Source organism: Micromonospora sp. NPDC127501 (assembly GCF_040302185.1).
Classification (GTDB): Bacteria; Actinomycetota; Actinomycetes; order Mycobacteriales; family Micromonosporaceae; genus Micromonospora.
In genome coordinates this window covers 125,208-149,889 of record NZ_JBEORJ010000013.1, presented here as the reverse complement: position 1 = coordinate 149,889, position 24,682 = coordinate 125,208, and the positions used below count along the sequence as shown (strand labels likewise).

Sequence of the window (24,682 nt, the reverse complement as noted above, 5' to 3'; positions counted from 1 at the left end):
CATGGGCTGCAAGCCAGCAACCGTCCCGGCCGAGGCGACCGCCGGGCGGCGACGCTAGCTCGACGTCAGGTCGTTGACGCAGCGCAGCACCGGGCGGACGACGAGGGCCGCCGGGTCCAGCGCAGCGTCGGCGCGCACGGTGAAGGCCGCCGACTCCCCCGGCAGCAGGGTGACCAGGGCTTTGTCCACCTGCGCCGAGGCGTCGAGGCGGTCCGGGAAGAGCGTCAGGTCGCGCAGCACCGTGCGGGCCGTGACCCGGACCCGCTGCCCACCGTCGACCGGTTCGACCGTCGCGTCCCAGGCCGCCGCCGGCCAGTCCACCTCCCGGTCCTCGGCGAAGAACCACAGGGCGCGCGCCGCGGTGCCAGCGGCCTCCGCGACCAGCAACTCGCGCCGGGCATCCTCCGGCCGCGCCAGGTCCGTCGGCAACGCCAGCACCACCGAGGAGTACGCCGGGACGTCGAGGTCGACCGAGGTCTTCGCCCTCGGCTCCCCGGTGAGCGTGAACCGGGTGACCGCGGCTGTCGCGGTCCACACCTCGGCGGTCTCGTTGACGGCGACCAGGGCCAGGCCGCCGTCGCGGGGTTGCACGGTGAGCAGCCGGTCGGCGTACGCGTGGCGCAGCGCGTACCACAGGGGTTTGCGGCGGCCGTCGCCGTCGACGGCCGACCAGGAGGTCACCGGCCAGCAGTCGTTGAGCTGCCAGACGATGGTGCCCGCGCAGACGTCCCGGTGGGAGCGGAAGTGTTCCACCCCGAGTTGGATGGCCCGGGCCTGGTTGAGCTGCGTCAGGTAGTGCCAGTCGTCGAAGTCCGCCGGGGCGGGCAGGTGCGCGTCGAGGCCCCGCTGGAGCTTCGTGTCACCGCCGGCCGCCTTCTGGTGGTGCGCCATGCCGGGTGAGTCGTGGGCCAGGGGTTCGTCGCTCAACGCGCGGCGCAGCGTGGCGTACGCCGGTGGGGCCTGGTAGCCGAACTCGGCGACGAAGCGCGGCACGTACTCCCGGTACCTGGTGTAGTCGTCGGTGTTCCACACGTCCCAGATGTGGGTGGTGCCGTGCGCCGGGTCGTTGGGGTGGATCGCCTCGGTGCCCGACCAGGGGCTGCCCGGCCAGTACGGGCGGGTCGGGTCCAGTTCGCCGACGATCCGGGGCAGCACGTCGAGGTAGTAGCCGCGCCCCCAGGTGCGCCCGGCGAGGGCCGGCTGCCAGCCCCAGTCGTGCCAGCCCCAGATGTTCTCGTTGTTGCCGGTCCAGAGCACCAGCGACGGGTACGGCGCGAGCCGGGTCACCTGCTCGGCGGCCTCGGCGGCCACCTCGGTGCCGAACGGTTCCTCCTCCGGGTACGCGGCGCAGGCGAAGAGGAAGTCCTGCTGGACGAGGAGACCGCGCTCGTCGGCGAGGTCGTAGAAGTCCGCCGACTCGTACCGGCCGCCGCCCCAGACCCGCAGGAGGTTGACGTTGGCCGCGACCGCCTGGTCGAAGCGCTCGGCCAGCCGGGCCCGGGTGATCCGGGTGGGGAACACGTCGTCCGGGATCCAGTTGACCCCGCGGACGAAGACCGGGACGTCGTTGACCGACAACGCGAACGGGGTGCCGTGCTCGTCGGGTGTGGTGTCCAGCCATACCGAGCGGAAGCCGATCCGGTGCGACCAGTCGTCCAGGGTGTCGCCGTCCGGTGCGTGCAGGGTCACCTCGATCGGGTGACGCGCCTGCTCGCCGTACCCCCGGGGCCACCACAGCGCGGGCTCCCGGACGGTGAGGGTCAGCACGGCCGTGCGCTGCCCGGCCGGGACGACCACCTCGGCGCTGGCGCCGGCGACGGAGGCCCGGACGGTCAGCGGGACGTCCGCGACCCGCTCGACCTCCACGTGCACCTCGACCCGGCCGTCGCGACCGTCCATGGTGACCAGAGGACGGACGGTGGCCAGTCGGGCGGTCGACCAGGCGTGCAGGCTGATCTCCTGCCAGATGCCGGCGGTGACCAGTGTCGGCCCCCAGTCCCAGCCGAAGTTGCAGGCCATCTTGCGGATGAAGTGGAACGGCTCCGGGTAGGCGTTCGGCCGGTCCCCGAGCCGCTCCTGCTGCGCCTCGGCGTAGCGGTACGCGGAGTCGAACGAGACCACCAGGTCGTTGTCTCCGTCGCGCAGCAGCGGTCGGACGTCGAACCGGTAGCCGCGGTGCATGTTCGCGGTGCGGCCGACCTCGACACCGTTGAGGGTGAGCGTGGCGACGGTGTCCAGGCCGGCGCAGACCAGGTCGACGCGCTCGTCGTCGCCGGCCCGGTGGACGAAGGTGGTCTGGTAGACCCAGTCGGTGTGCCCGATCCAGGCCACCGCCCGCTCGTTGTCGTCGAGGTACGGGTCGGGGATCAGCCCGGCGTCGAGCAGATCGGTGTGCACGCAGCCCGGCACGGTCGCCGGCACGGACCGGCCGGCGAGCTCCTCGGGCACCTGTGCTCCGGGGGCCGCTCGCACTGTCCAACCGTCGTAGAGTGCCTGTCGGTTCACGATTTCACCGCACCTTCCCGCATCGAAAGATGCCGTACTGAACCGGATAAGCTGAGCTACGGTACGGTCCGGAATCCGGGCTGTCAACGGCCAGAGAGCGAAGGAGCACGCCGGTGAAGCGGCCGACCATCGCCGACGTCGCCCAACGCGCCGGGGTGTCCAAGGGCGCGGTGTCGTACGCGCTGAACGGGCAGCCCGGCGTCTCCGAGGCCACCCGGCAGCGCATCCTGGCCATCGCCACGGAGATCGGTTTCAGTCGCAGCAGCGCAGCCCGCGCCCTCTCGGCCGCCACCGCCGGGGCGATCGGCCTGGCCCTGTGCCGACCGGCGCGGACCCTCGGCGTCGAGCCGTTCTTCATGGCGCTGATCAGTGGTGTCGAGGCCGAACTCTCCGCCCGCTCGTACGCGCTGACCCTCCAGGTGGTGGCCGACCCGGACGCCGAGATCGCGGTCTACCGGCGCTGGTGGGGCGAACGACGGGTGGACGGGGTGCTCGTCTGCGACCTGCGCACCGACGACCGTCGCATCCCCGCACTCGAACAGCTGCAACTGCCGGCGGTGGTGATCGGAGGCCCCGGCGGCACCGGTGAGCTGGCGAGTCTCTGGTCCGACGACGCCGCCGCGCTGACCGAGACGGTGGAGTACCTTGCCGCGCTCGGGCATCGGCGGATCGCCCGGGTCGCCGGCCTGCCCGACCTGCGGCACACCGAGATCCGCACCGACGCCTTCGCGGCGGTCTGCCAGCGGCTCGGCCTGGTCGACGCGGTCACCGTCTGGTCCGACTACACCGGCGAGGAGGGCGGCCGGGCCACCCGCCGGTTGCTCAGCTCGGCCGGCCGGCCCACAGCGGTCATCTACGACAACGACGTGATGGCCATCGCCGGGCTCTCCGTCGCCCAGGAGATGGGCCTGACCGTGCCCGGCGATCTGTCCATCGTGGCCTGGGACGACTCGCCGCTGTGCCGGCTGGTGCACCCGCCGCTGACCGCGCTGGGCCGGGACATCCCGGCGTACGGCGCGCACGCCGCGCGGCAACTGCTCGCCGTCGTCGCCGGGCAACCGGCCGGGCGGGTGCAGGACGAGACACCCCACCTCACGCCCCGCGGCAGCACCGCACCGCCCCGGGGAAGATGAACCGGTTCAGCGAGACGCTGAGGGGAACTCCTCGAAGTACGCCTCGACCCGCTCGGCGGTCGCCGGTCGGGCCAGCGCGAACCCCTGCCCGTACTGACAGCCACCCCGGCGCGCCCCCTCGACCTGGGTCGACGACTCCAGCTCTTCGGCGACGATCTCGACGCCCAACCGGTCGCCCACGTTGACCACCACGTCGATCAGCGGCGGTTGCCCGTCCGGCCGCGCGCTGACCAACTCCGGGCCCACCTTGAGCAGGTCGATCGGCAGGCGACGCAGCTGGGCCAGCGAGGCATGCTCGGCCCGGAAGTCGTCCAACGCGGTGCGTACGCCCAACGACCGCAGCCCGGCCAGCCGAGCCACCACTGTCGACAGATCACCGGCGACCCTCGGCTCGCTCACCTCCACCACCAGCCGCTCCGGTGGCACCCCGTACGCGGCCAGCACGGCAGCGAGCCGCTGAACGAAGTCGGGAGTGGTCAGCTCCCGGGTGGTGACGTTGACCGCCATCCACAGCTCCCGGACACCCACCGACCAGTCGGACAACTGCCGGCAGGCCCGGTCCAGCACCCACCACTCCAACTCGCCGACCAGGTCCAGGTCCTCGGCGACCGGCAGCAACTCGGCCGGGAGCACGGTGCCGAGCACCGGGCTGCGCCACCGCAACAGCGCCTCCGCGCCCACCGGCTGCCCGTCGGCCAGGTCGACCACCGGCTGGTAGACGAGGTCCAACTCGCCGCGCGCCACCGCACCGGGCAGCTCGCGCTCCAGGTCGAGCCGGCGCACCAGCTGTTCCTCCAGGAACGCGTCGTACCACTCCACCCGGTCCCGGCCCAGTTGCACGGCCCGTCGTCGGGCCAGCTCGGCCTGCCGGAGCACGTCCGCCGGCCCGGCGCCGCTCACCTCGGCCAACCCGATGCTCGTCTGCACGCAGAGCATCGCACCGGCCAGCCGGTAGGGCGGGTCGAGCGCGCTCAACAGTCGGGTGCCCAGCGCGTACGCCAGCACCGGCCCGGCGGCGGTGACCACCGCGAAGCCGGTACCCGTGCACCCGGTGACCAGATCGTCGGGGGCGATGACCGCACGGGCCCGGTGCACCGCCTCGGCCAGCACGTCCTCCCGGGCCGTCGGGCCGACCCCCTCGGTGCCGTGCAGGTCCACCAGCAGCAGCGCACCGGCCGGCGCCGGAACGTCGCCGATCGCGGCCAGGGCGTCCAGCAGGGCGGCCCGGTCGCCGGGGTTCGCCACCGCGGGTCGCCGATTGAGCCCCGGCCACGCGGAACCGTGATCAGGCGACCAGGTCGAGCCGGTACCCGTCGGGGTGGCCGAGCCCTCCGGGACGCCGAGGGCCGGCTCGGGCGGCGGCTCCGGCGTGCCCGGCCAGCGGCCCGGGGCCGCCCGGCGGTGCCGCAGCGACCGACCGGCCGGTCGCCGGTGAGCGGCCCGCCGAACGGACGTGGACGCGTCACCGGCGCGCAGCAGCTCGCGCAGCACCAGGGGCGGCACCGCCGCCAGGGCCAACAGCACGCTCGTCCGGTCCGGTGCGCGGCCGGCTCCCAGGTGCAGACCCGATGCCAGCAGCAGCACCGCCGCGGGCAGCACCGACCGGGGCCAGGCCGCGGCGACCGGCTCCACCGACTCCGGGTCGTCCGCCGCATCCGCCGCACCGACCGCGACGAGCAACATCCCGAACACCAACGGGGGTACGGCCAGCAGGGCCACCCGGCCGGCCGGCGCGGACGGCAACGTGGCCAGCAGCACCAGCCCGCCCACTGTGAGCAGGACGCCGCCCCGGCAGAGCGCCGCACCCGAACGCCGACGTGGCCCCGCGAACGCGTTCAACGCGGCCATGCCCAACCCGCCGAGCGTCAACGCGGCGACCAACCGGACCGGGACCGGCAGGCCGTCGGGGGGCAGCAGCAACCAGCCGGCGAGGGCCAGACCCAGCGCCGGGCCGGTCGACTCGACCAGCCACCGCAACCGGACCGAAGCCGCCGGGCGGGATCGGCCGGGGAGCCGGTACAGACCGACAGTCGAGAGGGCTGCCACGACCAGCGACCCGGTCAGCACGGCGAGGGTGTGCCCGATGCCGGCCAGGGGCAGCACGACGGCGGTGAGACCCGCCGCCACCACCGCCGCGTCGAGGAGCACCCCCGCCGCACGCGGTGTCGGATCGGTGCCGCGTCGGGAGGCCAGCCGGGACAGTCGCAGCCCGGCGAGCGTGGCGCCGGCACCGGCGGCCAGCGCGATCACCACCGAGGGCGGGACCAGGTCGACGGAACCGGCGAGGAGGAGCAGCGCCACCGCCACGGACGTGGCGGCCTCCGGTGCCGCACGGCGGGGGACGAGGACGCGGAACGGGTACGCGAGGAGCACGGCGGTCGCCTTCGTGAGGGGGCACGGGGGCGGTGCGGCGGTGCGGGACATCGGACGTTGCGAGTCCGCTACCCACGATTGCAACGATGGACGGCCGAATTGGTTACTTGCCGGTCACTCAGGGGAGACAACGACCTGTGTCACTGTACGGCGTACCGCACGCTGCCGGCACCGCCCGCCGCGAGCCGAAACAACCCGGAGTGGGATCATCGGAGGGTGAGTAAGCCCGACACGGTCCGCTTCCGGTACAACCAAGCCATCCTGGTGGCCGCGATCATCGCCTTCGTCGGCGCCCTGCCGCTGGCCAACGCCCGGGACTACCTGCTGCCGGTGCTGCTCGTCCCGCTCGCCGTCGCGGTGTGGGCCTGGCGGGCCGGCACCGACGCCGACGCGCGGGAGCTGCGCATCCGGGCGCTGGTCGGGCAGCGTCGGATCGACTGGGACCAGGTCCTCGAGCTGACCACCGACCAGCGCGGGCGCGCGGTGGCCCGGCTCGACGACGGCCGCCAGGTCACCCTGCCGGCCGTCCGTGGGGCGGACCTGCCTCAACTGGTCGCGGCGACCGGCCAGCCGCTGCCGGACGCGCCGGCGGCGGACACCCCCGGTCAGTAGCCGTCGACCACCGTGTTGATCAGCGGTTGCCCGGCGGCGAACCGGCGGACCTGATCGCCCACCAGCCGGTAGGCCCGTGGCAACAATCCGCGCACCGACCCACCGACGTGGGGGGTGAGCAACACGTTCGGCATGACCCAGAGCGGAGAGTCGGCGGGCAGCGGCTCCGGGTCGGTGACGTCCAACGCCGCCGAGATCCGACCGGTGCCCAGCTCGGCGACGAGCGCATCGGTGTGCGCCACCGGCCCCCGGGCGGCGTTGACCAGCAGCGCCCCGTCCGGCATCGCGGCCAGGAACGCCTTGTCGATCAGGCCACGGGTCTGGTCGGTGAGTGGCACCAGCACCACCACCACGTCCGCGTCGGGCAGCAGTCGGGGCAGCTCCTCGACGGCGTGCACCCCCTGCTCCGGACGGGCCGTCCTGGCGACCAGGGTGAAGCTCACGTCGAACGGGGCGAGCCGGTCGCGCACGGCGGCGCCGATCGAGCCGGCGCCGATGATGAGCACCCGCTTACCGGTCAGCTCGTCGGTCGGGGTGTTCTCCGCGAACGTCCAGCGCCGTTCGGCCTGCGCGCGGACGAACGCCGGGAACGCCCGCAGCTGGGTGAGGATCGCGGTGACGACCCACTCGGCGGTGGACGGGTCGTGCACGCCCCGGGCATCGCAGAGCGTCACAGCCGGCGGTGTCCGGCCGGCCCAGGCGTCCGCCCCGGCGGAGAGCAACTGCACCACGGCCAGGTCGGGCAGCTCCCGCAGCACCGTCGTCGCGTCCGAGCCGCCCAGGAACGGCGGCACCCAGAAGCGGACGTCGGCCGCCTCGGACGGCATCCGGTCGGTGTGCTCGAAGACCTCCACTGTCACGTCCGCGGGCAGCTCGCCCAGGAGGTTCACGCCGGCCGGGTGCGGAATCCATACCTTCACGTCAGCCGACGATAGTCCCCGCCGCCGCGGCTGGTGCGGGCACGGCGGTGAACCGGCGTCCGGAGCGGTGGCGCACGGGGCCGCAGCGGGCGAGACTCAGCACACCGAGGTTCAACCCGGACCCCCGCGAGGTATAAGGAAGGGTCGGAGGGCCGTCCGCCTCCGCCCCGGCAGACAGGTGCACGATGACCGACGGCTCCCCCGCCTCCCCCCGGCGTCCGATCGCGCCACCGATGGCGCTCGGCGACCCGGCACGGCTGCGCGCGCTCGCCGACACCGGGCTGGACGCCGCCCCGGACGAGGCGTTCGACAGATTCGCGCGGCTGGTCAGCGACCTGCTGGACGTGCCGGTCGCGCTGGTCTCGCTGGTCTCCGCCGACCGGCAGTTCTTCCCGGGCGCGGTCGGGTTGCCGGAGCCCTGGTCGGAACGCCGGCAGACCCCGTTGAGCCACTCGTTCTGTCAGCACGTGGTGGACATCCAGGTGCCGATGGTGCTGCCGGACGCCCGGCTCTACCCCCGCGTCCGGGACAACCTGGCCATCGAGGACCTCGGCGTGGTCGCGTACGCCGGGATGCCACTGACCGATCTCTCCGGCCGGGTGCTCGGCTCGCTCTGCGCCATCGACAGCAAGCCCCGCGCCTGGACGGCCGCGCAGCTGCGGACCCTGGCCGATCTGGCCGCCGCCTGCTCGTCGGAGCTGCGGCTGCGGATCGCGCTCGACGGCGCGCAGGAGGCCCGGCGACGGGTGGTGCAGGCGCACGGGCGGCTGGAACTGCTGGCCGGGGTGAGTGAGACGCTGGCCGGCACCCTGGACGTGGGCACCGCGCTGCGCCGGCTCGCCGCCACCATGGTGCCGCTGCTCGCCGACTGGTGCCTGCTCACCCTGATCGGGCCGACCGGCCTGCCCCGCGAGGTGGTCTCGGTGCACCGGGACCCGGCCCGCGCGGCGGACGTCGACCGCTTCGCCGATCTGCTGCGCACCGGGCTGAGCTCCGAGTCGGTCATCCGGGCGGTGCTCCGGACCGGCCAACCCCGGCTCGGCAGCGTGGCGTCCCTGGCCGACGTGACAAGGGGCACCACCCACCCGGAGATGGCCTCCATCGCCAGTCGGCTGGGCATCGCCTCCTTCCTGACCGTGCCGGTGCGGGCCGTCGGCGGCACGGTGCTGGGCGCGATCACCCTCGTCAACGGCGGCCAACGTCAGCAGTTCGACGACCGGGACCTGCTCACCGCTGTCGACATCGGCCGCCGGGCCGGCCAGGCCGTCGGCAACAGCTCGATGTACGGCGAGCAGCGGCACGTCGCCGAGGTCCTGCAACACAGCATGCTGCCCCGACTGCCGGTGGTGGCGGAGCTGGAGCTGGCGGCCCGCTACCAGCCGGCGGCCGACCGGGTCGAGGTGGGCGGCGACTGGTACGACGCCTTCGTGCAGCCCGACGGCGACGTGATCGCGGCGATCGGGGACGTGGCCGGGCACGACATCGAGGCGGCGGCGACCATGGGCCAGCTGCGCAACCTGGTGCGGGGCAACGCCTTCGGCCGACCGGACGCGGTCGGGTCACTGATGAGCAACCTGGATGGCGCCATCCGTGGCCTGCGGCTGCCGATCGCCGCCACCGCGACGCTGGTGCGCATCTGTCCGCAGCGCGCCGGTGTGCACGAGGTGACCTGGTCCAACGCCGGGCACCCGCCGGCCCTGGTGGTCCGCGCCGGCGGGGCGGTGGAAGCCCTGGAGGCGACGCCGGAGCCGCTGCTCGGCCTGGCCCGTCCGTCGCCGCGGAGCAGCCACTCGACCATCCTGGCCACCGGCGACACCCTGCTGCTCTACACCGATGGGCTGATCGAACGGCGGGACCGCTCCATCGACGAGGGGCTGGCCGAGCTGGTGGGCCGGCTGTCCGGCACCGACACGCTGCCCCTCGACGACCTGTGCGACCTGCTGCTCGCCTCGATCAGGCACCGTGAGGACGACACCGCACTGCTGGCCGTACGGGCCCGGTGAGCCGGTCCACCGGAGACCATCGGCACCCTTTTGCCTCTCGACACGGGCCCGGCCGGGTCGCGCGGCGGGCTACCCTGGGCCGGGTGAGCGCCCGTCCCCCGTACCCTCGCATCCACCGCCTCCGGGTGGCCCTCGCGGCGTCCTGCGCGGCGCTGCTGTTCGCCGCCGGTTGCAGCTTCGGCGAGCCGGAGCCCGACCCGGCCGGCGAACCGCCCAACCTGCCGACCCCGTCCGCGTCGGCGAGCCCCGGCGGTGCCGGCCAGCAGGCGGTGGCGACAGTGCTCGCCAAGGGTCTGCGGGTGCCGTGGGCGATCGCCTTCCTGCCGGACGGCGGTGCGTTGGTCACCGAGCGGGACAACGGCCGCATCCTCCAGGTCGGGCCCGAGTCCGGGCCGGACGGCCTGCGGGTCCGCCCGGTGCAGACGATCCCCGACGTGGCGGCGGCGGGCGAGGGTGGCCTGCTCGGCATCGCCGTCTCCCCCGACTACGCCCGGGACCGGACGGCGTTCGTCTACTACACCACCGAGCGGGACAACCGGGTCGCCCGGCTGCAACTCGGCGGGCAGCCCACCCCGATCCTCACCGGCATCCCCAAGGCCAATGTGCACAACGGTGGTGGGCTGGGCTTCGGCCCGGACAAGCAGCTCTACGTCAGCACGGGTGACGCGGGTCAGCGTCCCCTCTCCCAGGACGTGAAGAGCCTCGGCGGCAAGATCCTCCGGATCACCCCGGACGGCAGGCCCGCCGCCGGCAATCCGTACCCCAACTCCCCGGTGTGGTCCCTGGGGCATCGCAACGTCCAGGGTCTCGCCTGGGACGCCGCGAAGCGGATGTACGCCGTCGAGTTCGGCCAGAACACCTGGGACGAGATCAACCAGATCACCAAGGGCGGCAACTACGGGTGGCCGGAGGTCGAGGGCCAGGCCGGAGACAAGCGGTTCACCGACCCGATCGCGCAGTGGGCGACGTCGGACGCGTCCTGCTCCGGTCTGGCCGCCACGGACCGGCTGCTGGTCACCGGCTGTCTGCGCGGCAAGCGCCTCTGGGTGATGGAGCTGACCGACACCGGCACCCTGCTCGGTCAGCCCAGTGAGCTGCTCACCAACCGCTACGGTCGGCTGCGTGCGGTGGCCGCGGCACCGGACGGGTCGCTCTGGGTGAGCACCTCCAACCACGACGGCCGGGGCGACCCGGCGGGCGACGATGACCGGCTCCTGCGGGTGGTCTTCGCGGGTGGTGACGGCGGACGCAGCTGATTGCGTCACCATCCGTTCAGGTTTGCCAAGATCTTCCGACGGGCAGGTCAGACTTTCAGCATGGACGGGCAACGCGACGAGGGCCACGACGACGCCGATGACCGGGACGACCCGGTGACCGGCGACGACCGGCCGCGTCCGACGGGTTGGTGGGTCGGCGCGGCCGGCCCGCTGCGCCGCCTCGGGTTGATCCTCGCCGTCCTCGCCGTGGCCCTGGCCGGGGCGGTGCTCGGGGTGCTGGCCGGTGGCCAGGTGAGCACCGACATCGGCCCGTTCCGGGCCAATCTCAGCATCTCCCCCGCCCGGGACGGCGGCACCACCGTCGACATCCCGCCGCTCGGCGCGCTGCTGCTCGACAGCCACGACGGGCCGACCCATCTCACCGTCCGGCTGGGCGCCCTGGACCAGGGACGCACCGAGGCGCTGATCGACGATCCGGCCAGCATCAGCCGGGCCAGCCAGAGCGCCGTGGAGGACGTCCGCTCCGGGGTGATGCGCCTCGGCCTGCGTACCCTCGGGGCCTCGGTGCTTGTCACGTTGATCCTGGCCGGGCTGATCTTCCGCGACGTCCGGCGAACCGCCTGGGCGGGTGGGCTGGCGCTGCTGGTCACCGCCAGCAGCCTCGGCACGGCGGCGGGGACCCTTCGTCCGCAGGCCATCGAGGAACCGCGCTACGAGGGGCTGCTGGTCAACGCGCCGGCGATCGTCGGTGACGCCCGGCGGATCGCCAACGACTACACCAAGTACGCGGAGCAGTTGCAGCGCCTGGTCGGCAACGTCAGCCAGCTCTACACCACCGTCTCGGCGCTTCCGCTGCTGGAGCCGACCCCGGGCACCACCCGGGTGCTGCACGTCTCCGACATGCACCTCAACCCGACCGGCTGGCAGCTGATCCGGACGGTCGTGGAGCAGTTCGGCATCGACGTGGTGATCGACACGGGGGACATCACCGACTGGGGCAGCGAACCGGAAGCCTCCTTCGTCGCCTCGATCGGCCTGCTGAAGAAGCCGTACGTCTTCATCCGGGGCAACCACGACTCCGGCAAGACCGCCGCCGCGGTGGCCCGTCAGCCGAACGCGATCGTGTTGAACAACACGACCACGACGGTCGCCGGGCTGACCATCGCCGGCATCGGCGACCCGCGTTTCACCCCGGACAAGAACACCTCCCCGGCCGGCAGCGGGTTGACCCAGCAGGTGGCCGACCAGGTGATCGGGGCCGGCAACCAGCTCGCCGCGACGGTCCGCAGCTCACCGCGACCGGTCAACATCGCGCTCGTGCACGACCCGGCGTCGGCTGGGCCGCTCGCCGGCACCTGCCCGCTGGTGCTGGCCGGGCACACCCACTCCCGGCAGGTCTCCGAGCTGCCGCAGGCGCCCGGGCAGCAGCGCACCACGCTGATGGTGGAGGGCTCCACCGGCGGCGCCGGGCTGCGCGGCCTGGAGGGCGAGAAGCCCACCCCGCTGTCGATGAGCGTGCTCTACTTCGACCAGCAGAAGCTGCTCCAGGCGTACGACACCATCACCGTCGGCGGCACCGGGCAGGCCCAGGTCAACCTGGAACGACGCCTGGTGGAGAACCCGGCCGCCGGTGTCCCCGCCACACCCACTCCCACGCCGAGCGGCGGTGTCCCCGCCACACCCACTCCCACGCCGACCGGCTGAGCCGACGTCGACGCCCGCCAGCCCAGCGGACCGGCGGGAGGTCGACGGGTCAGCGGAGGGCGATGGCGGCCAGTGCGGCGTTGACGATGCTGCCGGGCAGCAGGTCGTGCAGTTCGTACAGCTCGGCGACGCTGCCGGACTGGCCGAACTCGTCCACGCCGAGCGGCACCGCCGGTGCACCGACCGCCGAACCGAGCCAGGCCATCGCGTGCGACGCGGCGTCGTGCACTGTCACCACCGGCACCCGATCGGCGAACGCGGACCGCAGCGCTCCCGGCACGCTGGGCACCGTGGCCGTCCGTACGCCCTGGCGAAGGGTGCGCTGCCAGGCCCGGTAGAGCCGGTCCAGCGAGGTCACATCCACCACGTGCGCGGCGATGCCCTCGTCGGCCAGCTCCGCCGCGGCGGCCAGCACCTCGGGCAGCACCGCGCCGGAAGCGGCCAGCTGCACCACCGGGGCGTCGACCAGGTGCGGGTACGCCTGGTGCGCGTCGACCAGCCGGTACGCCCCGGCGACGACCTGCCGGCGCAGCACCGCGTCGCCGAGCCGCGCCCGCGCCGCCTCGAACGGCGCCTGGTCCAGCGGTCGGGTGCTCAACCGGAAGTAGTACGCGCCGTCCTCGGCGGGTGCGGCGGTCGCGGCCGGGGCCGACCCGCCGGCGATCTGACCGAGCGCGTCGCAGAGCAACCAGTCGAGGGTGGCCGCGTACGCCGGCTCGACGAAGGTCACCCCGGGCAGCTCCAGGCCGACCGACGCGGTGATCGTGGACTGGTGGGCGCCGCCCTCCGGGGCGAGGGTGATGCCGGACGGGGTGCCGGCCACCACGAACCGGGAGCCGGAGTAGGTGCCGTACAGGAACGCGTCGAGGCCACGCAGCACGAACGGGTCGTAGACGGTGCCCACCGGCAGCAGCGGCTGCCCGGACAGGTCCCAGGACAGCCCGAGCTGGCCGAGCAGCAGGAACAGGTTCATCTCCGAGATGCCCAGCTCGATGTGCTGCCCGGCGGGGCTCTCCGTCCAGCGCAGCATCCGGTCCTCGGTCCAGGAACGCTGCTCGGTGGGGGCGAACACCCCGGTCTTGTTGATGAACCCGGCGAGGTTGGTGGAGGTCGCCACGTCCGGGGCGGTGGTGACCAGGTAGCGGCCCACCTCCCGGTCCCGCGCCAGGTCCACCAGCACCCGACCGAAGACCTCCTGGGTGGAGATCGGCTTGTTGGCGCGTACTCCCGTGCTTTCCGGGACGGTGACCCCCAGCGCACGCTCTCGCGGCGCACGGGACAGCGCCTCCCGGCGGGCGCCGGCCTGGATCCCGGCGGGTGACGCCGGGTCGAGGCGGTCCCACTCGGTCTCGGCGGTCAACCCCTGCGCGGCGCGCAGCGTGTCGACCTGCTCCGAGCTGAGCAGCGCGGAATGGTTGCGCGGATTGCCGGCGATGGGCAACCCCCAACCCTTCACCGTGTACGCGAAGACGACGCTGGGCCGGTCGGTGACCGCGTCGCACTGGGCGTACGCGTCCAGCATCGCCTGAAGGTCGTGCCCGCCCAGATCGGTGATGAGCGGGCCGAGCTCCTCGTCGGAGACGTCGGCGATCAGCTCGGCGATGCCGGCCGGAGCGCCGTCCAGGAACTGCTTGCGCAGCGCCGGCCCGACCAGCCCGAACAGCGACTGGTACTGCTCGTTGGGCATCGCGTCGATCCAGTCGCGCAGCGCCTCGCCGCCCGGCCGGGCGTACGCCTCGGCGAGCCGACGCCCGTACTTGACCTCCACGACGTGCCAGCCGGCCGCCTCGAACTGGCCCCGCCACTGGTTGATCCGGATGCCGGGGACCACCCGGTCCAGCGACTGACGGTTGAAGTCGACGAGCCACATGACGTTGCCCAGCCCGGTGGTCGCCGGGTCGGCCACCGCCTCCCAGATGTTGCCCTCGTCCAGCTCGGCGTCGCCGATCAACGCCACGAACCGGGAGTGCGGGCGGGCCCCGAAGTGCGCGTCGACGTACCGCCGGGTGGCGGCCGCGAAGAGCGGCGCCGCCGCGCCCAGGCCCACCGAACCGGTGGAGAAGTCCACAGCGTCCGGGTCCTTGGTACGCGACGGGTACGACTGGAGGCCGCCACGGGCCCGCAGCCGGGGCAGGTAGGAGCGGTCCAGGTTGCCGAGCAGGTACTGGATGGCGTGGAAAACCGGGGACGCGTGCGGCTTCACGGCGACCCGGTCCTCGGCGTCGAGGTGCGCGAACCAGAGTGCGGTCATCGCCGTGACCAGGGAGGCGCTGGACGCCTGGTGGCCGCCGACCTTCACGCCGTCGCCGGTGGCCCGGTCATGGTTGGCGGCGTCCACGATCCGGGTGGCGAGCCAGAGCACCCGCCGCTGGATCTCGTCGAGGACATCGAGGTCGTGCTCGGTCACGGTGGCTCCATCCAGGCGTCGCCGTTGACGCCCTCGCGAGGGGTGCGGGGTGGCCGCGTGGTCGACAGGGGGTGGCGGTAGGCCGCCGCCGGGTCGCGGCGGCGGCCTGCTCCGGGTGGGTCTCAGCCCTGGACGCCGAGGCGCTCCAGGATCAGCTCGCGCAGGGTCTTCGCGTCGGCCTGACCACGGGTGGTCTTCATGACCGCGCCGACCAGCGCGCCGACCGCCGCGACCTTGCCGCTGCGGATCTTGTCGGCGATGCCGGGGTTCGCGGCGATCGCCTCGTCCACGGCGGCGGTGAGCGCGCCGGTGTCCGACACGACCTCCAGGCCCCGGCTGGTCATGATCTCGGTGGGCGAGCCCTCGCCGTCGACAACGCCCTCCAGCACCGTGCGGGCCATCTTGTCGTTGAGCTTGCCGGCGTCGACCAGCCCCTGAAGCTCGGCGACCTGGGCGGGGGTGGCACCGATCTCGGCCAGCTCCACGCCGCTCTCGTTGGCCCGGCGGGACAGCTCACCCAGCCACCACTTGCGGGCCGCGGCCGGGGTGGTGCCGGCGGCCACGGTGGCCTCGATCAGCTCGACCGCGCCGGCGTTCAGCACCGACTGCATGTCCAGGTCGGAGAGGCCCCACTGCTGCTGGAGCCGACGCCGGTGCACCCGGGGCAGCTCCGGCAGGGCGGCCTTCAGCTCGGCGACCCAAGCCGGGTCCGGGGCGATCGGCACCAGGTCCGGCTCGGGGAAGTACCGGTAGTCGGTGGCCGTCTCCTTCGAGCGACCCGGGGTGGTGTCACCGGTGTCCTCGTGGAAGTGGCGCGTCTCCTGGGTGATCCGGCCGCCCGCGTCGAGCACCGACGCCTGCCGCAGCATCTCCGAGCGGACCGCCCGCTCCACCGACCGCAGCGAGTTGACGTTCTTGGTCTCGGTACGGGTGCCCCACTCCGCGCCCGGCAGGTTGAGCGAGGTGTTCACGTCGCAGCGCAGCGAACCCTCCTCCATCCGCACGTCGGAGACGCCGAGGGTGCGGATCACGTCGCGCAGCTCGGCGACGTACGCCTTGGCCACGTCGGGAGCGAGCGCACCGGTGCCCGTGATCGGCTTGGTGACGATCTCGACCAGCGGGATGCCGGCCCGGTTGTAGTCGACGAGCGACTCCGTCGCGCCGTGGATGCGGCCGGTGGCGCCGCCGACGTGCAGCGTCTTGCCGGTGTCCTCCTCGAGGTGCACCCGCTCGATCTCGATCCGTACCGTCTCGCCGCCCACCTCGACGTCCAGGTAACCGTCGACGCAGATCGGCTCGTCGTACTGGCTGATCTGGAAGTTCTTCGGCATGTCCGGGTAGAAGTAGTTCTTCCGGGCGAACCGGCACCACTCGGCGATCGAGCAGTTCAACGCCAGGCCGATCCGGATGATCGCCTCGATGGCCGCCTTGTTGGCCACCGGCAGCGAACCGGGCAGGCCCAGGCACACCGGGCAGACCCGGGTGTTCGGCTCGCCGCCGAAGTCGGTCGGGCAACCGCAGAACATCTTGGTGTTCGTGCCCAGCTCGACGTGGGTCTCCAGGCCGATCACCGGTTCGAAGCGCGCAACGACCTCGTCGTACGCGGGCAGTGTCGTGGTCATGAGACGCTCCAGGCGCGATCCGGACAGAACCTGTCCAGCCTAATGGGGTTGCCCGATCAATCCTCGGCCGGGTTTCGTCCGGCGTGCGTGGCGTCACCGACGGCAGGGTACGGAGCGACAATGACGAATACGGGGAGAGAGCGAGGAGTGCGGGTCCGGCCGGTGCTCGTCGGGGTGGTCGCGGTGTGGGCGGTGGCCGTCGTGGTGACCCTGATCAGCTGGTTCGCCTCCGGGGAGGACCGGAACCCGGACTCGGCCGCCGCGCTTGTGCTCGGTGTGGCGCTGCCCGGGGTGGTGGCGGTGGCGATCGCGTACGTGGTGGTGCGTCTGCTGAATCGTCGGCGTGCGGAGCGGGGACGGCGATGACCCGGAGGAACACCGCGGGCGACCCGACGGACGATGAGCGGGCCGGACCGGTCATGGAGGCCCGGTGGTGCTCAGGCCGGATGACCAAGGCCGCGCTGGTGCTGTTGGCGGCCACCGTCCCCGCCACGTTCGCCGTCGGGTTGCTGATCTCCGACGGAGAACGGGATGCCGGCGACCCGCTGATCCGGCTGCTGCTCCTCCTGGTAACTGCGGCGCTGGGCGTCGCCGTCATCCTGCTGATCAACGCGTGGATGACGAAAAACGCTCTGTCCGACGGCGCCGACCCGGCCAGCCGCCGGCGGGTGAAGGCGGCACTGCGCGACGGGTCGACCACCGACCCGCAGGTCGACGCGCTGGCCCGCAAGGAAGCCGAGCAGCAGGTACGTCGACGGTGGGTGTTCTGGGCCCTCGGTGTGGTCCTGGCGTTGCAGATGCTGAACGCCATCAGCACCGACCGGACGTCCACCCGCTGGACATCCGGGCTGGGAGCGCTGGCCTGGGCTGTGCTGCTCTACCAGCACTGGCGCACCACCCAGCGGGCCCGCCGCTACCTCGCCGGTCGGCCGGACGCCGAAACAGCCGAGGCGGGTCACGGACCGGCGTGAACCGCCCGTCCCGACCCGCCTCGGCCCCGTCCGTGCCTTACAGCGCCGGCGGGGTGAACGTGCCGACGGCGGACTCCAACGCGGCGGCGACCCGGTACATCCGGTCGTCGGCCATCGTCGGGGCCATCACCTGCAGACCGACCGGCAGCCCCTCGGAGAGCCCACAGGGCACCGAGATGCCCGGCCCGCCGTACAGGTTCGTCGGAATCGTGTACAGGTCGGCCAGGTACATCTGGTACGGGTCCGCGGTCCGCGCACCCATCGGGAACGCCACCGACGGGGTGGTCGGCGAGATCAGCGCGTCGACCCGCTCGAACGCCGCGGTGAAGTCCCGGGTGATCAGCGTCCGGACCTTCTGCGCCTGCCCGTAGTACGCGTCGTAGTAACCCGACGACAGCGCGTACGTGCCGATCATGATGCGGCGCTTGACCTCCGGGCCGAAGCCGGCCTCCCGGGTCAGCGACATGACCTCCTCCAGCGACCGGTTGCCGTCGTCGCCGACCCGCAGGCCGAACCGGACACCGTCGAACCGGGCCAGGTTGGAGGAGCACTCGCTCGGGGCGATCAGGTAGTACGCCGGCAGGGCGTACGCGAACGTCGGGCAGGACACCTCGACGACCTCGGCACCCATCTTGGTCAGCGCGTCCACCGACTCACGGAACGCGGCCATCACGCCCGGCTCGGCGCCCTCGCCCACGAACTCGGTCACGATGCCGAGCCGCACACCGGTCAGGTCGCCGGTAGCGCCGAGCTTCGCCGCCGCCACGACGTCCGGCACCGGCTGCGGGATCGAGGTGGAGTCGCGCGGGTCGTGCCCGCCGATCACCTGGTGCAGCAGGGCCGCGTCGAGCACCGTACGGGCACACGGGCCGGGGGTGTCCAGCGACGAGGAGAAGGCCACCAACCCGTAACGGGAGGTGCCGCCGTAGGTGGGCTTGGCACCCACGGTGCCGGTGACCGCGCCGGGCTGGCGGATCGAGCCGCCGGTGTCCGAGCCGATCGCCAGCGGCGCCTCGTACGCGGCCAGCGCGGCGGCGCTGCCACCACCCGAGCCACCCGGGATCCGGCTCAGGTCCCACGGGTTGTGCGTCGGGCCGTACGCCGAGTATTCGGTGGAGGAGCCCATCGCGAACTCGTCCATGTTGGTCTTGCCGAGCATCACCGTGCCGGCCTCCCGCAGCCGCTGCACGATCGTCGCGTCGTACGGCGGGCGCCAGCCCTCCAGGATCTTCGACCCCACGGTGGTCGGTACGCCCCGGGTGGCGAGCACGTCCTTGACCGCGACCGGCACACCGGCGAGCGGGCCCAGCTCTTCGCCGGCGGCCCGGCGCTCGTCCACCGCACGGGCCGCGGCGAGCGCGCCCTCGGTGTCGACGTGCAGGAAGGCGTGCACCCGGTCGTCGACCGCGGCGATCCGGTCCAGGTGCGCCTGGGTCACCTCGACGGCCGAGGTCTCGCCCCCGGCGACCAGGCTCGCGATCTCCGTCGCGGTCATGCTGATCAAGTCGCTCATGCCGTCACTCCGCTTCGCTCCGCGACGCCATGAGGCACCACGGCGCTGCACTGCTGATCCGCTCGCTGACGCTCGCTCATGAGGCCACATCCTCGCTCAGGATCCGCGGTACGCGGAACCGCTGGTCCTCAGCGTCGGGCGCGCCCGACAGCGCTTCCTCCGGGGTCAGGCACGGCGTGACGACGTCCTCGCGGAAGATGTTGGTCAGCGGCACCGAGTGCGAGGTCGGCGGGATGTCCGCGGCGGCGACCTCGCCGACCTGGGCGACCGCCTGGAGGATCACGTCGAGCTGGCCGGCGAACGTGTCCAGCTCCTCCTCGGTGACGGCGAGCCGCGACAGGCGCGCCAGGTGCGCGACCTCCTCGCGGGAGATGGCGGCCATCCGTGCCCCCTTCTGAATTCCTGCTGGTCGGGCGGTGTGCCGGCCGCGCGACAGGTGGAGCGTGACACGCGGTGACCGGAGCGAGTCTATTGTTCCGCTCCGGTGCCGCGTCCCCGACTCCCCCTCCAGCGACCTCGTGCCGGGTCAGCGGGTGGGGCGGCGAGCGACATCCGGCTGCGGGTGCCCCCCGGTCGGGCGGACCGGCCGGTACCGGGCCAGCCAGGTGACCAACTCCTCGGCCGGCATCGGCCGGGCGTAGAACCAGCCCTGAGCGGCGTCGCAGCCGGCGGCGTGCAGCATCCGCCAGGTCCGTTCGTCCTCCACACCCTCGGCCACCACCCGCAGCCCCAGCGCGCCGGCCAGCTCGATCATCGACCGGACGATCGCCGCGTCGTCGGCGTCGTCGGCCATGCCGAGGACGAACGACCGGTCCACCTTCACCTCGGACAGCGGCAACCGGCGCAGGTGCTGGAGCGAGGAGTAGCCGGTGCCGAAGTCGTCCAGCGCGATGGCCACCCCGATCCGGTGCAGGCGGGAGATGGTGGCCAGCACCCGGCGCGGGTCGGCCATCAACGCGCCCTCGGTGATCTCCACCTGAAGCCGCTCGGCCGGCACCCCGTAGCGGGCCAGCCGGTCGGCGATCTGGTCGGCGATCTCGCCGGTGTGCAGGTCGCGCACGCTCACGTTGAGCGCCGCGCGCAGGCCGATGCCGGCCGCCGACCACTTGGCGAGCTGCTCCACCACGTCGTCGACGACACGACGGGTGAGCAGTCGCATCACGGCGCTCTGCTCGGCGACCCGGATGAGTTCCTCCGGGTCGACCATGCCCCGCCGGGGGTGCCGCCACCGCAGCAGGGCCTCGACACCGACCACCTCGCCGCTCGCGATGGCGATCTGCGGCTGGTAGTACATGGTGATTTCCCCGGCGTCGTCGGCCGGCTCATCGTCCGCGTGCGCCCACCCGGTCGATTCGAGGGGCTGCCCTGGCGTACCCGGCCCGACGTCCCGCCGAGCCCCGGTGCGCCCCTTGCCCACCGCGCTTCCGTTCGGGGACCGCCGACCGATCCCGCCCCCGGCGCGTCGTTCACGGACCGGGCCGGAACGGGTGCCGGCGACCGTGGCACGGGCGTTGCGGCCCCGGATCGGGTCGGCTCCGGTGGCGATCCGATTGATCAGCTCATCGGAGTGCACCAGCTCGGCCTCGGTGCGCCGACGGCGTGCCCACCACCGGGCAGCTCCCGGCCGTGCCGTGGCGACCGCCGACGCCGGGTCCGCCGCTGGCGCGGACCGGTCCGACGCCGCGGTGGGCAGCGCGCCCTCGGCCGGGGCGCCGGTGGGCAGCGCCGCACCGTCACCGCCGCGCACCTCCGCCGACGCGACAAGGGGTACGTCGGCAGTCCGCTCGGCGTCGCCCGGCACACCGTGCCGGCCGTTCCCGTCCGGCTGCGTACCGTCGCCCTGCCCCTGAACCGCCGACTCGGCGTCGGCGTCGAACGGCCCCTCGGCCGAGGGGCTGGTCTCCAGTACGCGGCGCAGGTCGGCGAGGAGGCCGAGTCGCTCGGCGGAGTTGTGGTCGGACTCCGGGGCGTACACGGCCACCGTGTCGTTGCGGTGTTTGGCGTCGTACATCGCGACGTCGGCGTGGCGCATCAGGGTGGCGAAGTCCTCGCCGTGCTCCGGGAAGAGGGCGATCCCGATCGACCCGCCCACGTCCAACGGCAGCCCGTCGAGCGGCACCGGCTCGGCCAGCGCCTGGACCACCCGGTCGGCCAACTCCCGCGCCTGCCCGACGTCGGTCAGCCCGGTCATCACGATGGCGAACTCGTCACCGCCCAGCCGGGCGATCATCTGTGGTCGGGGCTGCATGTCGGTGAGCCGGGCGCTGACCTCGACCAGCAGCCGGTCGCCCACGGCGTGCCCGAGGGCGTCGTTGACGTTCTTGAAACGGTCCAGGTCGATCAGCAGGAGCGCGAGCTGCCCGTCGGGTTCACCACGGGCGGTCCGCTCGGCATGCAGGTGCACCTGCTCGGCCACCTCGGCCAGCAGGGCCTTGCGGTTGGGCAGCCCGGTCAGCGGGTCGGCGGCGGCGAGGTGCTGCTGTTCGTTGGTCAACCGCGCCATCCGGTAGACGGCGAAGAGCGGCACCAGCACCAGCGGGATCAGCGCGGCGCTGACCCGCGCCGCCGCGACCAGCACCGGGGCGAGCAGCAGCAGCGAGCCGGTGGAGAGCAACTCGAAGCCGAGGCCCTGGCGGACGGTGGGCCACCAGCGGTCCCCGAACCGCAGCCGCACCGCCCAGCTGACCAGCCCGTAGTTGACGACGAACCAGGCCAGCGCGGCACCGCCGACGGCGGCCACGTCGGTCCAGTGCAACCGCCCTCCGGAGAAGATGGTGCCCGAGCCGAGCTGGATCACGCCGTAGGCGGCGGCGAGGGCACACGCGTACTGGCCGACGTTGAACGCCGTGCGCCACACGGCGTGCCGCATCCGCCAACCCGAGACGACGACGCCCACCGCCTGCACCACCACCGCCGGGCCGAGACCCCAGCCGAGCAGGATCGCGAAGGTGAAGCAGGTGGACGGGAACACCGCCGACGTCTGCCGGCGCCCCGGCGGCACGAACGGGCGCGCGTCGCAGACGACGGCGAGCGCGGCCATCGTCCAGAACGCCACCGGCAACTCGGACAACTCGCCGGGGAGCGTCGCGAGTGGAACGGCAGCGGTCAGCGCGGCGACCGCCAGGATGCCGGCGACGAAGGCGGCGAACGGTGCGACCCGTCCCGCAGGAAGCGAGTTGCGTGGATCGGCGACCTCCACCACACCTCCCGACCGACCATCGGCGTGCCGGTGCGCGCCGTGACCCAATGAAACGCCCTCGGCCCCCAGTTTCCCGGTATGACAGTCACGAATCGGTCGTAGTCGTAATTAAGTTGGTATACGCGGCCAGTCGCCGCGCCGGCCGCCTTCGGGGTCAGCCGCCCAGCTGAGCGACCTCCCGGGCGGCGTCCGGGCCCGCGTCCAGCAGGAGCCGGAACCCGTCCTCGTCGAGCACCGGCACCTTGAGACTGGCGGCCTTGTCGGCCTTCGACCCGGGGTTGTCCCCCACCACCACGAAGCTCGTCTTCTTGGAGACCGACCCGCTGACCTTGCCGCCCCGGCTCTGCACGGCCTCGGCGGCCTGGTCTCGCGAATAACCGGCGAGGGTGCCGGTCACCACCACGGTCAACCCTTCCAACGGGCGCGGCCCCTCGTCGACCGCCTCCTCCGCCATCCGTACGCCGGCCTCGGCCCACTTGCGGACCACCTCGCGGTGCCAGTCCACCGCGAACCACTCCCGGATGCTGGCCGCGATGGTCGGCCCGACCCCGTCGACGGAGGACAGCTCCTCCTCGGTGGCCGCGTCGATGGCGTCCATCGAACGGAAGTGCCGGGCGAGCGCCTGGGCCGCGGTCGGGCCGACGTGCCGGATGGAGAGTGCCACCAGCACCCGCCACAGGTCCCGTTCCCGGGCGACGGCGAGATTGTCCAGCAACTTGGTGGCGTTGCTGCCCAGGCTGCCGTCCTTGTTGACGAAGAACGGCGACCGGGACAGCTGTTCGGCGTCGAGCTGGAAGAGGTCACCCTCGTCGCCGATGATCTCCGCGTCGAGCAGGGCGGCCGCGCCCTTGTAGCCGAGCACCTCGATGTCGAACCCACCCCGGCCGGCGAGGTGGAACACCCGCTCCCGCAACTGCGCCGGGCAGCTGCGGGTGTTGGGGCAACGGATGTCCACGTCGCCCTCCTTCGACGGTGCGAGCGGGGTGCCGCAGGCCGGGCAACTGGTCGGCATGACGAACGGCCGAGCATCGGCGGGCCGCAGGTCGACCACCGGGCCGAGCACCTCGGGAATCACGTCGCCGGCCTTGCGCAGCACCACCGTGTCGCCGATCAGCACCCCCTTGCGCTCCACCTCGCGGGCGTTGTGCAGGGTGGCGAGCGCGACCGTGGAACCGGCCACGCGCACCGGCTCGAGTACGGCGAACGGGGTGACCCGGCCGGTGCGCCCCACGTTGACGTCGATGTCGAGCAGCTTGGTGGTGACCTCCTCCGGCGGGTACTTGAAGGCGATCGCCCAACGCGGGGCACGACTGGTGGACCCGAGCCGGCCCTGGATGGAGACCGGGTCCACCTTGACCACCACACCGTCGATCTCGTGCTCGACGTCGTGCCGGTGCTCGGCGTAGTAGGCGATGAACTCCGCCACGCCGGCCAGGTCCGGGACGACCCGCCACCGGTCGCTGGTCGGCAACCCCCACGACTTCAGTGCCGCGTACGACTCGGACTGCGCCGTGGGCTGGAACCCACGGCGGGCGCCGATGCCGTGCACCACCAGGCGCAGCGGCCGGGTGGCGGTGACCCGTGGATCCTTCTGTCGCAGGCTGCCGGCGGCGGCGTTGCGGGGGTTGGCGAAGGGTGCCTTGCCCTGCTCCACCAGACCCGCGTTGAGATCGGCGAACGCCGCGATCGGGAAGTAGATCTCGCCCCGGACCTCCAGCAGCTCGGGAACGTCCGGAAATTCGGCGGACGGGACGAGTTGGCTGGGCACGTCCCGGATGCTGCGCACGTTTGCCGTGACGTCCTCACCGGTGCGCCCGTCGCCTCGGGTGGCGGCCCGGACCAGCCGGCCGTTCTCGTAGGTCAGGTTGATCGCCAGCCCGTCGACCTTCAGCTCGCACAGGTAGGGCACCGGACCGCCCGCGTCCCGTTCGACCCGCTCGGCCCAGGCCGCCAACTCCTCGTCGGCGAAGGCGTTGTCGAGCGAGAGCATCCGTTCGGCATGGGTGACAGGGGTGAAGTCGGTGGAGAACGTGCCACCCACCCGCTGGGTCGGCGAGTCGGGCGTCCGCAGCGCCGGAAACTCCTCCTCCAGTGCCTCCAGCTCGCGCAACTGCCTGTCGAAATCGGCGTCGGGGATGGTCGGCGCGTCCAGCACGTAGTAGCGGTACTGGTGCTCGGTCAACTCCTGACTGAGCGCGGCGTGCCGTTCCCGGGCCTGCGGCGTGGGCTCAGCCCCGGCCGCCGCCTCCTGCGCCGGGCTGACCTGCTGACCGATCTGCTCCTCGGACACACCGCCACCTTCGGACACGCCTGCGACCTCCCTGATCACGCTACTCCGGCACCGTATCGGGCCGGTGGGACAATCCGCCGCCCACCCGCGCCCGAAGCGACGTCGCCCTCAGCCGCATCCGGTGATCACGTGATGCTCACTAGCCGTCGACGGGCCGATCCAGCTACTGACCATCAGGTGATCAAGGGTGACGGTCGAATGCCGCCGTGGGCA

16 protein-coding genes are annotated in these 24,682 nt (G+C 72.9%); 7 read left to right on the top strand and 9 right to left on the bottom strand.

Features of this window, described 5'->3' with window-relative positions; genetic code table 11:
- Positions 1–54: 54 nt before the first annotated feature.
- Complete coding sequence (locus ABTW72_RS26660; RefSeq protein ID WP_350863004.1) at positions 55–2,505, bottom strand: glycoside hydrolase family 2 protein; 2,451 nt, start codon at positions 2,503–2,505, stop codon at positions 55–57.
- A 113-nt stretch (positions 2,506–2,618) separates the two neighbouring features.
- Between ABTW72_RS26660 and ABTW72_RS26655 the strand changes: the two genes are divergently transcribed.
- Positions 2,619–3,638 carry a LacI family DNA-binding transcriptional regulator gene (locus ABTW72_RS26655; RefSeq protein ID WP_091393228.1) on the top strand — a complete coding sequence of 340 codons (1,020 nt, stop codon included), beginning with the start codon at positions 2,619–2,621 and terminating at the stop codon, positions 3,636–3,638.
- Between the two features lie 6 nt (positions 3,639–3,644).
- On the opposite strand, the gene ABTW72_RS26650 is transcribed toward ABTW72_RS26655, so the two are convergent.
- Positions 3,645–6,011, bottom strand: a complete 2,367-nt coding sequence (locus ABTW72_RS26650) for an EAL domain-containing protein (protein WP_350863002.1) — start codon at positions 6,009–6,011, stop codon at positions 3,645–3,647.
- 216 nt (positions 6,012–6,227) lie between these two features.
- Here ABTW72_RS26650 and ABTW72_RS26645 point away from each other — a divergent pair, with 216 nt between their 5' ends.
- The gene (locus ABTW72_RS26645) at positions 6,228–6,623 is read left to right on the top strand and encodes a PH domain-containing protein (RefSeq protein ID WP_350862999.1); all 396 of its coding nucleotides are present in this window, start codon (positions 6,228–6,230) and stop codon (positions 6,621–6,623) included.
- On the opposite strand, the gene ABTW72_RS26640 is transcribed toward ABTW72_RS26645, so the two are convergent.
- Complete coding sequence (locus ABTW72_RS26640; protein ID WP_350862997.1) at positions 6,617–7,543, bottom strand: 2-hydroxyacid dehydrogenase; 927 nt, start codon at positions 7,541–7,543, stop codon at positions 6,617–6,619. The two genes, ABTW72_RS26645 and ABTW72_RS26640, sit on opposite strands and share 7 nt — an antisense overlap.
- Positions 7,544–7,728: 185 nt before the next feature.
- Here ABTW72_RS26640 and ABTW72_RS26635 point away from each other — a divergent pair, with 185 nt between their 5' ends.
- The 3 genes from ABTW72_RS26635 (at position 7,729) to ABTW72_RS26625 (ending at position 12,467) form a co-directional block, all read left to right on the top strand.
- The gene (locus ABTW72_RS26635; RefSeq protein WP_350862994.1) at positions 7,729–9,546 is read left to right on the top strand and encodes a SpoIIE family protein phosphatase; all 1,818 of its coding nucleotides are present in this window, start codon (positions 7,729–7,731) and stop codon (positions 9,544–9,546) included.
- 83 nt (positions 9,547–9,629) lie between these two features.
- Positions 9,630–10,802 (top strand): PQQ-dependent sugar dehydrogenase, encoded by a 1,173-nt coding sequence (locus ABTW72_RS26630; protein WP_350862991.1) that lies wholly within the window; start codon positions 9,630–9,632, stop codon positions 10,800–10,802.
- Positions 10,803–10,862: 60 nt separating this feature from the next.
- Positions 10,863–12,467: a metallophosphoesterase gene (locus ABTW72_RS26625; protein ID WP_350862988.1), complete on the top strand. Its 1,605-nt coding sequence runs from the start codon at positions 10,863–10,865 to the stop codon at positions 12,465–12,467.
- A gap of 49 nt (positions 12,468–12,516) precedes the next feature.
- Here ABTW72_RS26625 and ABTW72_RS26620 read toward each other — a convergent pair whose 3' ends face one another.
- On the bottom strand, positions 12,517–14,874 hold the full coding sequence (locus ABTW72_RS26620; RefSeq protein WP_350862985.1) for a thiamine pyrophosphate-binding protein: 2,358 nt from the start codon (positions 14,872–14,874) through the stop codon (positions 12,517–12,519).
- A gap of 122 nt (positions 14,875–14,996) precedes the next feature.
- Positions 14,997–16,496: an Asp-tRNA(Asn)/Glu-tRNA(Gln) amidotransferase subunit GatB gene (gatB, locus tag ABTW72_RS26615; protein WP_350862982.1), complete on the bottom strand. Its 1,500-nt coding sequence runs from the start codon at positions 16,494–16,496 to the stop codon at positions 14,997–14,999.
- A 120-nt stretch (positions 16,497–16,616) separates the two neighbouring features.
- Between gatB and ABTW72_RS26610 the strand changes: the two genes are divergently transcribed.
- Complete coding sequence (locus tag ABTW72_RS26610) at positions 16,617–16,862, top strand: hypothetical protein (protein ID WP_350862979.1); 246 nt, start codon at positions 16,617–16,619, stop codon at positions 16,860–16,862.
- Complete coding sequence (locus ABTW72_RS26605) at positions 16,859–17,467, top strand: hypothetical protein (RefSeq protein WP_350862976.1); 609 nt, start codon at positions 16,859–16,861, stop codon at positions 17,465–17,467. The genes ABTW72_RS26610 and ABTW72_RS26605 overlap by 4 nt, the downstream gene beginning before the upstream one ends.
- A gap of 37 nt (positions 17,468–17,504) precedes the next feature.
- Here the strand turns inward: ABTW72_RS26605 and gatA are convergent, their stop codons facing one another.
- The 4 genes from gatA to ligA all read right to left on the bottom strand — a co-directional run bounded on the left by gatA (position 17,505) and on the right by ligA (position 24,469).
- A complete protein-coding gene (gatA, locus tag ABTW72_RS26600) occupies positions 17,505–18,980 on the bottom strand; it encodes an Asp-tRNA(Asn)/Glu-tRNA(Gln) amidotransferase subunit GatA (RefSeq protein ID WP_350862973.1) in 1,476 nt (491 codons plus the stop codon).
- A gap of 76 nt (positions 18,981–19,056) precedes the next feature.
- Positions 19,057–19,362, bottom strand: coding sequence for an Asp-tRNA(Asn)/Glu-tRNA(Gln) amidotransferase subunit GatC (gene gatC, locus ABTW72_RS26595; RefSeq protein ID WP_238657840.1), 306 nt, complete (start codon positions 19,360–19,362; stop codon positions 19,057–19,059).
- Between the two features lie 144 nt (positions 19,363–19,506).
- Positions 19,507–22,179 carry an EAL domain-containing protein gene (locus ABTW72_RS26590; protein ID WP_350862969.1) on the bottom strand — a complete coding sequence of 891 codons (2,673 nt, stop codon included), beginning with the start codon at positions 22,177–22,179 and terminating at the stop codon, positions 19,507–19,509.
- Positions 22,180–22,333: 154 nt separating this feature from the next.
- Complete coding sequence (ligA, locus tag ABTW72_RS26585; RefSeq protein WP_350862966.1) at positions 22,334–24,469, bottom strand: NAD-dependent DNA ligase LigA; 2,136 nt, start codon at positions 24,467–24,469, stop codon at positions 22,334–22,336.
- Between the last annotated feature and the right edge of the window lie 213 nt (positions 24,470–24,682).

Excerpts from the sequence above, each read along its gene's own strand:
- ABTW72_RS26635 (WP_350862994.1), top strand. The coding sequence starts at position 7,729 with ATGACCGACGGCTCCCCCGCCTCCCCCCGGCGTCCGATCGCGCCACCG.
- ABTW72_RS26625 (WP_350862988.1), top strand. The coding sequence starts at position 10,863 with ATGGACGGGCAACGCGACGAGGGCCACGACGACGCCGATGACCGGGAC.
- gatB (WP_350862982.1), bottom strand. The coding sequence starts at position 16,496 with ATGACCACGACACTGCCCGCGTACGACGAGGTCGTTGCGCGCTTCGAA.
- ABTW72_RS26610 (WP_350862979.1), top strand. The coding sequence starts at position 16,617 with ATGACGAATACGGGGAGAGAGCGAGGAGTGCGGGTCCGGCCGGTGCTC.
- ABTW72_RS26605 (WP_350862976.1), top strand. The coding sequence starts at position 16,859 with ATGACCCGGAGGAACACCGCGGGCGACCCGACGGACGATGAGCGGGCC.
- gatA (WP_350862973.1), bottom strand. The coding sequence starts at position 18,980 with ATGAGCGACTTGATCAGCATGACCGCGACGGAGATCGCGAGCCTGGTC.
- gatC (WP_238657840.1), bottom strand. The coding sequence starts at position 19,362 with ATGGCCGCCATCTCCCGCGAGGAGGTCGCGCACCTGGCGCGCCTGTCG.